This window comes from Acidicapsa dinghuensis (assembly GCF_025685685.1).
Taxonomy (GTDB): Bacteria; Acidobacteriota; Terriglobia; order Terriglobales; family Acidobacteriaceae; genus Acidicapsa; species Acidicapsa dinghuensis.
Genome location: NZ_JAGSYH010000008.1, coordinates 17616 through 31013 on the forward strand (window position 1 = coordinate 17616; position 13398 = coordinate 31013).

At 54.6% G+C, this 13398-nt stretch carries 9 protein-coding genes; 6 read left to right on the forward strand and 3 right to left on the reverse strand.

From position 1 onward, the window contains the following. Positions 1-251 precede the first annotated feature (251 nt). Positions 252-1304, forward strand: coding sequence for an S-methyl-5-thioribose-1-phosphate isomerase (gene mtnA, locus OHL22_RS21080; RefSeq protein WP_263341659.1), 1053 nt, complete (start codon positions 252-254; stop codon positions 1302-1304). On the opposite strand, the gene OHL22_RS21085 is transcribed toward mtnA, so the two are convergent. Further along, positions 1231-5118 (reverse strand): MBG domain-containing protein, encoded by a 3888-nt coding sequence (locus OHL22_RS21085; RefSeq protein WP_263341661.1) that lies wholly within the window; start codon positions 5116-5118, stop codon positions 1231-1233. The genes mtnA and OHL22_RS21085 overlap by 74 nt on opposite strands. A gap of 269 nt (positions 5119-5387) precedes the next feature. On the opposite strand from OHL22_RS21085, the gene OHL22_RS21090 reads away from it, so the two are divergent. The 3 genes from OHL22_RS21090 (at position 5388) to OHL22_RS21100 (ending at position 7002) form a co-directional block, all read left to right on the forward strand. Then, the gene (locus OHL22_RS21090; protein ID WP_263341662.1) at positions 5388-5693 is read left to right on the forward strand and encodes a permease; all 306 of its coding nucleotides are present in this window, start codon (positions 5388-5390) and stop codon (positions 5691-5693) included. A gap of 109 nt (positions 5694-5802) precedes the next feature. Further along, positions 5803-6261 carry a large conductance mechanosensitive channel protein MscL gene (gene mscL / locus OHL22_RS21095; protein ID WP_263341663.1) on the forward strand — a complete coding sequence of 153 codons (459 nt, stop codon included), beginning with the start codon at positions 5803-5805 and terminating at the stop codon, positions 6259-6261. Positions 6262-6351: 90 nt separating this feature from the next. Then, positions 6352-7002 carry a cytochrome P460 family protein gene (locus tag OHL22_RS21100; protein ID WP_263341664.1) on the forward strand — a complete coding sequence of 217 codons (651 nt, stop codon included), beginning with the start codon at positions 6352-6354 and terminating at the stop codon, positions 7000-7002. 19 nt (positions 7003-7021) lie between these two features. On the opposite strand, the gene OHL22_RS21105 is transcribed toward OHL22_RS21100, so the two are convergent. Beyond that, complete coding sequence (locus OHL22_RS21105; RefSeq protein ID WP_263341665.1) at positions 7022-7576, reverse strand: Clp protease N-terminal domain-containing protein; 555 nt, start codon at positions 7574-7576, stop codon at positions 7022-7024. A gap of 296 nt (positions 7577-7872) precedes the next feature. Between OHL22_RS21105 and OHL22_RS21110 the strand changes: the two genes are divergently transcribed. Continuing rightward, positions 7873-10047 (forward strand): M28 family metallopeptidase, encoded by a 2175-nt coding sequence (locus tag OHL22_RS21110; RefSeq protein WP_263341666.1) that lies wholly within the window; start codon positions 7873-7875, stop codon positions 10045-10047. A 588-nt stretch (positions 10048-10635) separates the two neighbouring features. After that, complete coding sequence (locus tag OHL22_RS21115) at positions 10636-11109, forward strand: cytochrome c maturation protein CcmE (protein WP_263341668.1); 474 nt, start codon at positions 10636-10638, stop codon at positions 11107-11109. Positions 11110-11172: 63 nt separating this feature from the next. Here OHL22_RS21115 and OHL22_RS21120 read toward each other — a convergent pair whose 3' ends face one another. After that, positions 11173-13251, reverse strand: coding sequence for a M13 family metallopeptidase (locus OHL22_RS21120; protein ID WP_263341670.1), 2079 nt, complete (start codon positions 13249-13251; stop codon positions 11173-11175). Positions 13252-13398: the final 147 nt, after the last annotated feature.

The window sequence follows — 13398 nt, forward strand, 5'->3', positions numbered from 1 at the left end:
AGTTCTGTGTGTATCAAGCAGAGCCGCTCCACCGGCCAAATTTTGGGAACACGCCGAAGTTCACTCTAATCAGACGAGAGGCACAACGTCCAGTAATAAATGTAAACATTTCCAAAGCAAAGTAGATCACTCTGAAATCTTCTAGTTGCGACGGCTTCAGCATTTTGGCAAAGCTGGCGTGTCTTGTGCGGGCGGGCGCGATGGGAGCCCATGTTTAACGTGTCAGCCGTGTTGCATTTACACTAAAAAGGATGATTCTCACTCTTGAATGGACGCCGGACGGTGTCCGCTTTATCGACCAGACGAAGCTTCCCCTCGAAGAAAGCTATGTGCTCGCCACCACCTACCAGCAGGTAGCGGATGTGATTGTAACCATGGTGGTTCGCGGAGCCCCAGCCATCGGCGTCTCCGCGGCGATGGGTGTCGCTCTCGGCGCAAAAGACACAGATGCGCTCACCACAGAAGAATTTGCTCCCGAGTTCGAGCAGATCTGCGAAAAGCTGGCTTCGACGCGCCCTACAGCCGTGAATCTGTTCTGGGCTATCGATCGCATGAAGGTCCTCTTTTTGCGGCTGCAAGGCCAGGGCGCTTCGCTTGATGAAGTCAAACAATCGCTTCTTGACGAAGCGTTGACGATGTATGACGAAGACATTGCCAGTTGCAAAGCCATCGGCGCTCACGGAGCTGATCTGATGCCCGACGACGGTGGTGTGTTGACGCACTGCAACGCTGGTGCTCTGGCTACCTGCGGCTACGGCACAGCGCTGGGGGTGATTCGCGGTGCAGTCGAGCGCGGGAAACAGATTCATGTGTATGCCGACGAAACCCGGCCCTTCCTACAAGGAGCGCGCCTCACTGCGTGGGAACTGATGGCTGACGGAATTCCTACCACGGTGCTCTGCGACAGCATGGCCGCAAGCCTAATGCGCCAGGGCAAGATCAAAGCTGTCGTGGTTGGAGCTGACCGCATTGCGGCCAACGGCGATGTCGCCAACAAGATCGGGACCTACTCCGTTGCAATCATGGCCAAAGAGCACGGCATTCCCTTCTACGTTGCCGCTCCGTGGTCAACCATTGATCGTGCTACGAAGACGGGAGAAGATATTCCGATCGAGGAGCGGCCTGCGCGCGAGGTAACGCACCATGGCGGCAAGCAGCTTACTCCCCATGGGGTCGGCATTTGCAATCCTGCCTTTGACGTGACACCGGCAAAATACGTAACCGCCATCATCACAGAACGAGGGGTGCTACGCTCGCCGTATTCCGAATCCTTGGCTGCTGGGGAGTTGGTTTCGCAATCGTAGGAGCTACAGGCGGCGCGACCGTCAGTACGCCGTTAGTAAGCGAGAACTGGTAGTTCGCGGAGGAGATCGTACCCTGCGTAATGATGATCGGGTATGATCCGGCGGCAGCCATATTTGCATTTGTGGTGAGTAGAGGTGCGCCGGTCGTTGCGTTTGCAAGCGTATCCCCGTTTACCAGGCCGGTGGCGGAATACGTCAGTGGTGGAAGCGCGCTGCCCTGCGCAGCGGAGATGTTGTTCGCTGATACGCTGAGGACCGCTTTCGTAACCGTAAGAGTGCCCGAATCGAAACTGAACGAATAGTTCTTCGCTGATAACGATCCAACGCTCGCATTAATGACATAAGATCCAGGCTTCGAATGCGAGTTTGCTGTCGTCGTAAACGAAGGCACTCCTGTTACGGCGCTCGCGAAGCTATCACCGTTCACGAATCCCGAAAAACTGTAACCGAACGCCGGTAGAGCGGAGCCATAGGCCATGCTCGCCCCATTCGGAGAAACAGTAAGCATGGCCTTTTGAATGGAGAGTGTTCCATTGACGCAGTGAAAGCTATAGTTGACGGCGGACAAAGTACCAGCAGCACAAACGATGCTGTAACTTCCTGCTACAGCGCCTTGCGTAGCCGTCGTCGATATAACCGGGGAGCCGCTCACAACGTTGGCTAGATCGCCATTTACATATCCCGAGATTGTATAACCCAGCGTTGGAATCGCCTGTCCATACGTGATGCTCGCGGAAGTAGCCGTTACAGTGAGCTGTGCGGCAGTAACTGTGAGCGTTGCGTTATGGAGCACAAACGAATAGTTCTCTGCAGACAATGACCCCGTGGAAATTGCGATGGGATACGAACCAACTGGCGAGCCAGAGTTCGCGGTTGTCGAAAGCCCAGGAGCGCCACTCACGATGCTGGCTGTGTCTCCGTTGACGAATCCGCTCATCGTCCATGCAAAAACAGGTAATGCGCTGCCATACGCCTGTGAAACGGCAACACCGCTCACCTGAAGCGCTGCTTTGGCAATAGTGAGTGTCCCTGTTGTAAACGCGAACACATAGTTGGCCCCCGAAAGCGTACCTTGCGTTGCAACGATCGCGTAGGAACCTGCAGAAGAACTACCCATCGCGGTTGTCGTGAGAACAGGCTTGCCGCTGGTCACATTGAGCGGATTGTCACCATTCACGGCTCTGGTCAGCGAATACGAGAACGACGAAGGAATCTTCCCGTATGTTGCGCTTGCATTCGCGGGAACCACTATCATCACTGCCGGATTCACCGTGACAGAAAGGATCACTAAAGCTGCAGCTTGATACTGAGCATTACCTCCCTGAGTCGCTTCGAGAAGGATTTTGCCGGCTCCGGAGAATCGCAATGAATATGTATTTCCGCTGTGCGAAATAACTCCGGGGCCACTGAGAATCTGATATTGAACGGCCAATCCCGAACTGGCAGTTGCGGTCAATATCACGGGAGCATCTCCGTACGTCTCTCCGGCTATGGCTGGAAAAGAAATCGTTTGAGACGTCTGCGGAATCGCTACGCCAGACAGGCTAAAGGACGCCTCATCGGACGCATCACTCGAACTCAGATCGCCGGAACTTAGATTGAGAGATTCCACCAGCGGGTTGCCGGTATGAGCAGGTGCAAAACTTACCGCGAGGGTGCATCCTGCAGCAGCAGCCAAAACTTCCCCAGGCGCACATGTACTTGCGGAGGTTTCAGAAAAATCAGCAGGAAAACTTACACTCTCCAATTCCAGCGAAGCGTTGCCGGTATTCTCGACAATTGCCGACTGTCCTGCACCGGAGCTCGTCGATCCTACATACGTTGTTGGAAAGGTTAATGAGCCTGGGATGGAGAGATCGATTTTAACTACCTGATTGTTTCCCGTATCCGCGACATACAACGCTCCATTGTTGTCGATTGCAAGCCCTTGCGGGGCATTGAAACCATTTGCCACGGTGATCGGCGTGCCATACGCGGTGCCCAGCCAGGGCACCATAATCACCTGATTCTTAGCCGTATCAAGAATGTAAAGGTTACTGTTTCCGTCAGTGACCATTTGCGATGGAGAGGAAGTATTGAGCCTGGTCAGATAAATTTCGTAACCATATCCGGACCCTAGCCATGGAACTTCAGCAACGTAGTTGTGATAAGGACTGTCAAACAGAACATTTCCAGTTGCTCCCACTGCTATGCCCACGGGCTCTCCCGTATAGTTTCCCACATCTGTTTCCGCGAGAAACTTATTGCCCGACCAGGGAATCCGAAGGATTGTCTGCGCAAGAGTTTGGGCAACATACACATTGCTCTGACTATCGGTTGCAACAGCCGATGGCCCATAAAGTCCAGTGCCAACCGTAGATTGAGTTCCAAACTGAGCGCCTAGCCATGGCAAACGAATCACGCGATCGTTTCCATACGAAGCTACATAGAGATTTCCGGCCCCATCGATTGCGAGACCGGCAGGAGCATTTAGTCCAGCAATGGGTAATGGAGTGAGACTTCCATAGCCAGACCCCATCGACGGCAGCTCCAGGACACGATTGTTGCCCGTATCGGAAATGAACAGATCTCCGCTGCCATCCACTGCAACCCCCGCAGGTGCATTCAGCAGTGAAGCCAATACTGTGACTCGTGCAGGAGCATACGTGAAGCGCGCGCCAATACCAGTTCCATACAAAAATGCAATAGTCGCCGGATTTCCCGTTCCATCCATAATCTCGACTGCTCCAGGGCGCATGCCTGTACCTTGGGGATGAAAGATGACCGAAACACCGCAGTCGAAAGCGACCGGAAATGTACGACCGGAGCAACTATCTGCTCCCGTTGCGACGAAATCTGCTTCCTGCATGCCTTTCATTGAGACGATGGCTTGCCCGAGTGTTGTTCCTGCGGGAATCGCGAAATTGTATGTGATCGCTGAACTGCTCGCCCCTGCCGCGATGGCTCCGAATGGGAATGCCGTAGTGACAGATTCGAGTACTGTGCCGGCTCCCGCATCAGCAATAAACATATTTCCTTTGCTATCAACCGTTATGCCTGCAGGTTCGGACAACTGACTTCCCATGGAGGCAATGCTCGTAAATCGGGAAAGCGGAGAATACCAGGTGTATGTGAGCACGCGGGAAGAGCTTGAATCACCGATGTATATGTCGCCGGTCTTGTCGCTCCAAATAGCCGTTGGGGTTATTGAGGTTATGAAGCTGCCTGGCGAGCCAAACGTGCCTGCGTTGTCGTGTTGAAGCGTGACCCTGTGATTGCCTGCATCAGCAACTAAGAGGTCGCCCTGGCCATCGAATGCAACCCCCACAGGTGCGTTGTATCCTGTGCTGACAACTACGGGTGCGCTGTAAACGCCTGCGGCCAACGAAGCTTGCATGACAACATTATTTTCGGTATCGGCAAAGTAAAGATTCCCTGCAGCATCGAATCCCATGCCTGCAGGCCGACCCAGGCCGCTGGCTACTGTTGTTATCGCGCCAAAACCGTTGCTCCTCGTAGGGAGCATGAGAATTCTTCCATTACCAGAGTCCGCTATCAGCAGATTCCCCATGCTGTCGAATGCCAGAGCCGATGGATTGGAGAGCCCTGACAACACAGTCTCTGGAGGCGCAAAGGATCCCGAAGCATTCGCCAGCTCCGCGACGGCTCCGCTGACGGCATCCGCCACGAATAGATCTCCAGAGGCATCGACCGCTATTCCTGCGGGCTTTGACCAAGCGCCCGCTGCCAACACGATCTGAGAACCGGCAAATGTTACTTGACCTATTGCTGGAGTGGCTGCGGCCACCGATAGCATCAGGAATACTCCGGTCAATCGCAAGCTCGCCTTGAGCGTACGACTCAGGGAATATTTTCTTGTGTTCGACGCCTTCATCTCCAGATCCGAAACAGAAGTTCGACCGCTGTGCTGTATCCGAGATCCAGCACACTGTCTGCTCTCTGCATCGGCAAGTGAAGCAAAATACTTAATGAAGGGTATTTATGCAGCGAACGCTCTTTTCGCAGAAAACCCGCTATTGCGATCACCGGACAGGCACATGTGACATTTCTCTATCGACCTGCTTTACCGTAGAGTAAAGTTCTGTGCTGCGTCGTTTTGCCATCTTTCATCTGAGCCGCAAATCTCTTGTGCGAGGCACTGTCATCACATTGGGCTCGCTTTGGGCCAGTCTGTGGCTTAGCGGCTATCCCGATATAAGACCCAGCATGTGGCTTATTCTGCCGTTGCTGCTGACCTGTCTTGCCACATGGGATCACGCCCGCTGTCTCCAGAAACGCTGGAGCTTTTATCACGGCGGAGTCCTCTTACTCATCTATGTCGATCTGATGGTGATGCTCACTATCGCTTTTCTTCTGGTCCTCTCATTTTCCGGTCTGCTTCAGCAGTAATCCAGTTCAGGCTTCCCTTGAGAAGCTTGAACCTGTACGATGAGCGCGACAGGACTCGAGTCCTGCGATCAGCAGATTCGGCTCACAGAATTTTGAGGAGAAAGAGAATATGCTCAAAGGATTTCGGGATTTTATTCTCCGTGGAAACGTCGTTGATCTGGCTGTCGCCGTCATCATCGGCGCGGCGTTTGGCGCTATCACGAGCTCAGTAACCGCGGATGTAATTACTCCGCTGATCTCAGCTCTCATCGGCACACCGGACTTTTCTTCGCTCGTAATCCACGTACCTGTCCTTCACTCAGTGCCTCCACCTCCCAATCCCCTTCCTGCCGGCTACATTGCGCCTGGTGTAGTTCACATCGGCAAACTTCTGAACGCTTTGATCAACTTCCTGCTGGTGGCTTCAGCGATCTATTTCGCCATCGTGCTGCCGATGCAATACATGATGAAGAGACTCCATCCGCAAGAAGCACCGGGGCCGGTCACTACGAAAAAATGCCCGGAGTGTCTGAGCGAAATTCCCCTGGAAGCCAAGCGCTGCTCGCACTGCGCGCAACTCGTAGCCTGATCCGCGAATTTCCATTTACGATCAAGTCTCCGCCGCTGTTTCACGACCGAGCGACAGCGGCGGTGTCACAGGACACGGGAGAATCTATTGGTGTCTCGAAAGTCTGTTCGACTGGTTTGCCTGGGAACATTTGCTTCGATCGTGCTGAGCATAGCTTTTGCTCCCACGCCGAAAGACGTTGACGCTAAATCCAACTCCGACACCCCAGCGAGATACAAGCTTTCCTATGCCAAAGACGGAGACCTTATTCCGCCGCTGCAGTACCGCGAATGGATCTACCTCACCAGCGGTATCGATATGAGCTACACGCCTAAGGCATCCGCCAACGATGAAGGTTCGACTTTCGATAACGTTTTTGTGAACCCAGAAGCCTATCGGGCATTCTCACAAACAGGCACCTGGCCGGATAAGACGGTTCTTGTGCTGGAATCACGTCGAGCATCGAGCAAAGGATCGATCAATCAATCCGGGCATTTTCAAAGCGGTGCGGTCATCGGGCTGGAACTTCATGTCAAGGACGAAGCACGATTTCCTGGAAAATGGGCTTTCTTCGATGTAGCGAATGAAACCAAGGCCACGCTGATCCCATCCGGAGCGCCCTGCTATTCGTGCCATGCGCAGCATGGTGCGGTAGACACAACTTTCGTTCAGTTCTATCCGACATTGCTGCCTACAGCGCAGGCAAAAGGTACGCTGAGCGTGAACTATCTTAAAGATATCCAGATTCCCGCGCCGCGTTGATTGATGACTCTGCTTAGCCCTAGTGAACTTGTGGCAGAAGGGCCGATCCTAGCCCTTCGATGAGGATATAGAGATAGCAGGCAAGTCCAATTGCCGGCGGTGCAAGCCACTCCACATACTTTCTCACCAGGTATTCTGTAATCTTTCCTTTAGGCGCATGACCGGCGGGAAACCGATCACGGTCGATGCGTGAATCATGCCGCAGACTTTGCAGATCCACCTCTGTCTTCAAAACCGCAAAGTCGGCCCGGTTGGGAAAACAGAGCAACCCTCGTAGCAGGTGATCGGTATCGATCCAATACTCACGATCTCGATCGGCCTCAAGCACCATATACGCCAATGCCTGCCGGGACTCCGCATCAAAAACTGCGGAGTTTACATCGGTAGAGGCCTCGTGCGTGCGCATAGGAAGTTGCGGCAGCTCAATGAGCCAACGTAGATAGCTGGCATTCTGTTTAAGCCTGGCAATGCGGGCGGCGCGATGTTCTTCTTCTTCCATCAGGCCGGCCAGCAGATCGGCTGGCGTCACCTGCGATTGCCCGCGTCGTAATGCCTCCTGCTTAGCGAACGTCAAAGCCCTTTGGGTATCTTCTGTATAACGCTCAATGATAGATACGTGACCATGACGAGCAGCCATCCAATCCGCGAGAATTCCCATAAATATATGACCCCCTGCGTGCACTCGTTAGGAATAAGCCGACCGGGAGAACCTAACAATCCCACATTGGAGGAGTCAATACCCTCGATCGTGGAGGAAACCTCACGCCTGCTTACATTTAATAGATGCGAGAACAGGTCCCGACGGTAAATCGCTGGTGTAATCTGGCTTTTACGTCGATCTAGGTCTTTCCAAATCAAGGATTCAGATTCATGTTCGCGTTCAGGCCCTTCCGTTTCATGGCGCTCCAGACGTGGTTTTGGGCTATCGCTTTTGCTCTAAGCAACGCCGCGCTCACATCGGGCCAGACTCCGCCCTCCGTATTCGGCTACAACGACTTCACAGCACAAGCCAAAATCGATGCGGAATTCCTTCCCGTTCCGGACGCGAGTCTGGCGGGACAGGAGCTTAAGTTCCTCACGGCTCAACCGCATCTCGCAAGCACTCCGGAGGATCATGAGACTGCGCTTTACGTCGCACGGAAATTCCGTGCAGCGGGGCTTGAAACCGAAATTGTTCCATACAAAGTGCTGATGAACCAGCCGCGCAAAGTCAGCATTGAGGCGCACTCGGACGACGGCGGGCTGCTGGTGATCGGTCCCTCATGGGAACACGTATCCGACGATGCGTTTCAGGATGATTCACGCATAGTGATGCCCTTTGCTGGTTCCTCGGGATCGGGCGATGTGACCGGCGAAGTCGTGTATGCCAACTATGGCCGGCTTGAAGACTTCGACAAACTCGCGCGCGACGGAGTAGACCTGCACGGCAAGGTCGTGCTGGTGCGATACGGCGCAAACTTCCGTGGCGTCAAGGTCTATCTTGCGGAGCAACGTGGCGCTATCGGTGTTCTCATCTACTCCGACCCCCAGGATGACGGATATTTTCAGGGCGATCCATATCCCAATGGACCGTGGCGGCCGGATACAGGCGTACAGAGAGGCTCTGTCCAATATCTGTTCAAATACCCTGGCGATCCGGAGACGCCCGGAGTTGCCTCGACCCTTGACCTGCCCGACTCGGCTCGCCTCGATCCGCTCAAGACCGGCAATCAACCCAGCATCATCGCCATACCGATCAGTTCCCACGACGCCGCGCCCATTCTTCGCGCGCTTAAAGGACCCACTGTTCCCAAGGGATGGCAGGGCGCGCTGCCGTTCAGCTATCACACAGGCGGTTCAGGCGCGTTCACCGGCGTCACTGTTCATCTTGTTTCCGACCAGGATTACGAGCTGCGAATTATCTGGGATGTGATTGGCAAAGTCCGAGGTTCGCAATTCCCTCAGGACTGGGTGATCGTCGGCAATCACCGCGACGCATGGGTGTATGGAGCGGCCGATCCATGCAGCGGAACGGCGGCGATGCTGGAAGCGGTTCATGGCATCGGTTCTTTGCTGAAGCAAGGATGGCGCCCGAAACGAACCATCCTCTTCGCCAGTTGGGATGCAGAAGAGGAGGGCCTGATTGGCTCTACCGAGTGGGTGGAGCAACATGGCCATGCTCTGGATCACGCCGTCGCCTACTTCAACACCGATGTTGCTGTCACCGGATCTGAATTTGGGGCCGAAGCTGTTCCTTCTCTCAAGCAGTTTCTTCGCGAGGTCGCGCAACAGGTGCCTAGCCCTCAGGGCGGCAGCGTGTACATGCACTGGAAGCTGGATTCAGGCAGCGAGAATCGCGAGAGCAACTCCCTGCGTGGATCAAAAAGCGGAATCGACAATTTAGGGGAAGCTCCGGTTGGCGACCTGGGCAGCGGATCGGACTATACGCCGTTTTTCCAGCATGCCGGCGTTCCTTCCACCGACATCGGTTCACGCGGCAGCTACGGTGTCTATCACTCCGTCTTCGACGATTACACCTGGTTTATTCAAAATGCCGATCCCACCTTCGAATACTTGCAGGAGATCGCCCGTGTACTTGGGCTCGAAGCCCTGCACATGGCCGATGCGGATGTCCTGCCATACGATTATGTGGCCTATGCAAGAGCCATCAACGCCTCACTCGATGCGGCGCGCCATAAAGCAGCCGCCCGATCAATCGATTTCTCAGCGGCGCAATCCGCAGGAGCGCGATTCATGAGGGCAGCAGAGGCCGCCCGGATGCTTCAGACAAACCTGCAAGGAAAATCGCAGGCCGAGCTGATGCGCTTCAATACGATTCTTCGTCAGACCGAAAACCAGTTTCTCTCGCAAGCCGGGCTACCCAACCGTCCCTGGTATAAACATTTGATCTATGCACCTGGGGAATACAGCGGATACGCTGCGGCAGTGATTCCGGGTGTAAATGAAGCGCTCGACGCCAGGAACACCGACCTCGCGGCCCAGCAGCTCGCTCTGCTCACCCAGGCCTTGAATCGCGCCGCTGGAATGCTGGAACAGGCTCGCTGATAAGGCTCTGAAGCGTTCAGCCGTTCGAAAATGGGAAACATTTGCACTAAAAATTGAGCACCATGGGCGCAGACATAAAAAATCTGTAAATCGCCAACTTTTCTCTGGACTCCAGCCAAAAAATCAGGCACAGTAACATTACTAAAGACGTCCCAACAGTACCCATCGATCAGTTACCAAGGTGCAGATCTTGGGAGAGTTCCGAGGCTCTGCGGACGGGCTGTAGTATCGGTTTCGAATGCGTTGTTACCAGTTGTGACAGTTGCCTCCCCCGCTTCTGTCACGTTCGACCACAACCGCGCAACCTGTAAGTTTGTTCTCCCAGCTTCGGTATTCACTGGCAGGACGAGAACGTTTAACACCGAAGTTTCCCTCCCCCGGACTCTTCCTCAACCTTTATCGGTTAACCAAGTTTTCGATTCCCTCCCCCAGGCTGCACGCAGAAGATCAAGCCCGATGCGTGCAGCCGGCCTTTTCTCCAGCCCTCCCCCAAAGTTTGACCCTCATTCCTTCCGCCTCGTAAAGTAGTAAGTGACGATCCACTCAAGAGAAAGATTTTTGTGGGTCAGTCGCAGGCGGTATCTTTTAATGAAATTCTCTGCGCAGCAAATTCGCATCGCGATCGCCGCTGTCATCATTCTTGGAACTATCGGCTACCTTGCCTATTCCGGCGCCGCGGCCAATCAAAGCTATTACGTTACGGTTGCCGAGATGCACAACATGGGCGACAAGGCTTACAAGACCCACCTGCGCGTCGAAGGATTCGTAAAGCCTGACACCATTCAGCAAAGCGGGACCCACGTCACCTTTGTGCTGACTGAATTTGAGAGCCACAATCCCAAGGCAACGCCAAATCCGCATTTTGTGGTTGTGAATTACCAGGGCTCCGAGCCCCCGCCGGACACCTTCAAAGGCGATGCGCAGGCCCTGGCCATTGGCACCTTCGGTAAAGACGGTGTCTTCCATGCCACGCAGCTTCAGGCTAAGTGCGCTTCCAAATACGCGCCCGCGCAGCCTAACGGCGTGCAACCAGCGAAACCTGCAGCCAATAAGACCGCATAGTTCTTCACGAAATAGCAAAAGGCCCCGAAGGCAACACTTCGGGGCCTTTTGCTTGCTTTGCTCTCACCAGACCTTGCACTCATGCTCATGCACCATCGGCTGGCCAGCCTTGCACCCGAATGCCTTCTGAAACTGCGGCATGTTACTGACCACCCCATTGATACGCGCAAAGCCAGGCGAGTGCGGATCGGTCAATGCATTCACGCGAAGATCTTCCGGCCTCACGTTCTCGCAAGCCCACTGCCCCATACCGATAAAGAATCGCTGATCCGGCGTGAATCCATCGCGTGGCGTCAATGTTTCCGTTGCGGTTTGCATCTTCCACGCAATGTAGGCCAGTAGTGTACCGCCAAGATCAGCGACATCTTCGCCGCTTGTGAGCTTGGAATTGATGTGAATGTCATCCACGATCACATACTGCGCATACTGATCGCGAACGCAGTTGATGCGGTCCTCAAACCCCTTGGCATCGGCTGGAGTCCACCAATCCTTGAGATTGCCCTTCGCATCGAATTGACGTCCCTCATCATCGAAGGCGTGCGTCAGCTCATGGCCAATCGTCGCTCCGGTGTTGCCGTAGTTGGGGGCATCATCCATCTTCGGATCGTAAAGCGGCGGCTGTAGCACGCCCGCTGGAAAGTTGATGTCGTTCATCTGCGGATTAAAGTAAGCGTTCACTGTGGGCGGAGACATGCCCCACTCATTCAGATCCACCGGCTTACCCAGCTTGTTCCAGCGCCGCGCTGTTTCAAACTGCATCGCCCGCAGTGTGTCGCCAAAGTAGTCGTCGCTTTTGACCGTCAATGCCGAGTAGTCTCGCCAACGGTCGGGATAGCCGATTTTATTGCGGATCGCGTGCAGCTTGCGTAGTGCTTCCTGCTTCGTCTCTGGACTCATCCAGTCGAGCCCTTCGATCTCCTGCTTCATAGCAGTCTCAATCTGCTCGGTCATGAGCCGGGTCTTGGCTTTCATGTCGGCAGAAAAGGTGAGGCGCACAAACTCCTGCCCCAGCGCTTCGCCCATGAAGCGATCCACCTGCCTCGTGCACTGTTTCCATCGCGGCGGCTCAACCGGAATACCGCGAAGCGTCTTCGAATAAAAATCAAACTGCGCATCGCGGAATGGCGTCGCCAGATACGGAGCAGCAGCGCTGGCAAGATGAAAGCGCAGATATGCTTTCAGATCGGCCAGGGACTCCGCGGTAAGTTCCGCATTGACTTCTTTGATGAACTCCGGCTGCGACACGTTCAACGTCTTCAGTCCCGGCGCTCCCTGTTCGGCGAAATACGCTTCCCAATGAATCGCAGGAGCCAGCGTTTGGAGCTCAGAAACCGTCATCTTGTGATAGATCTTGTGCGGGTCGCGCCGCTCCACGCGGGTCAACTGCGCCTTCGCCAGCGCGGTTTCGATCCGGACAATCGATGCAGCATCAGTCTTCGCCTGCTCCTGCGGTTCGCCGGCCATCGTCAGAATCTGCGCAACATAGTCCTGGTACTGCTTCAATAGCGTCTGGCTCTTGGCATCGGTCTTGACGTAGTAGTCGCGATCGGGCAGTCCCAGGCCACCAGCACCTAGCTCGACGATCACCAGGCTGGCGTCCATGGCGTCCTGCCCTGTGCCCGCGTTGAAAAATGTCCCGCCAGAAAACTCGTGGTGGATCGAGGCAATTGCCTGCAGCAGCGCCTCGCGCGAATTGAGCGCATCGACCTGCCGCAACATTGCCTGCAAAGGCTCGCTGCCTCGCTGATCGATAGCGGCCGTATCCATGCACGCGCCAAAGTAGTCGCCGATCTTCTGTTGTACCGGGGTCCGGTTCGTCGCCAGCGAATCGTTCTGCAGGATGCCCCAAAGGAATTCCTGATTTTCGTTGGCCAGCTTGCCATAGACGCTCCAACTGGCCTCGTCCGAGGGAATCGGATTGTTCTTCTGCCAACCTCCACAAACAAACTTGTAGAAGTCCTGGCACGGATCGACGCTGCGATCCATGCTCGTCAGATCCAGCGACGGTGAATACGGCATCGACGTCAGCGGATGAGCAGCTTCTGCGGGCGATACAGATTGTGCGGTCAAACCTTGCGGTACTACGGTCGCCACTGCCATCACCACAAACAGCACTACCGGAAAAGACCAGTTCTTTCGCATCCTATTTCTCCGTATCTGCATGCTAATCGATCAAGTCGCAATTATTCCGTCTGGAATCAACGACGCAATCAGGCTCACAACACCCACTACAATCGTTATGTGCTCCCTGTAACGGAAACTGGCATAAATAAGCCAGAGCAATCTCCG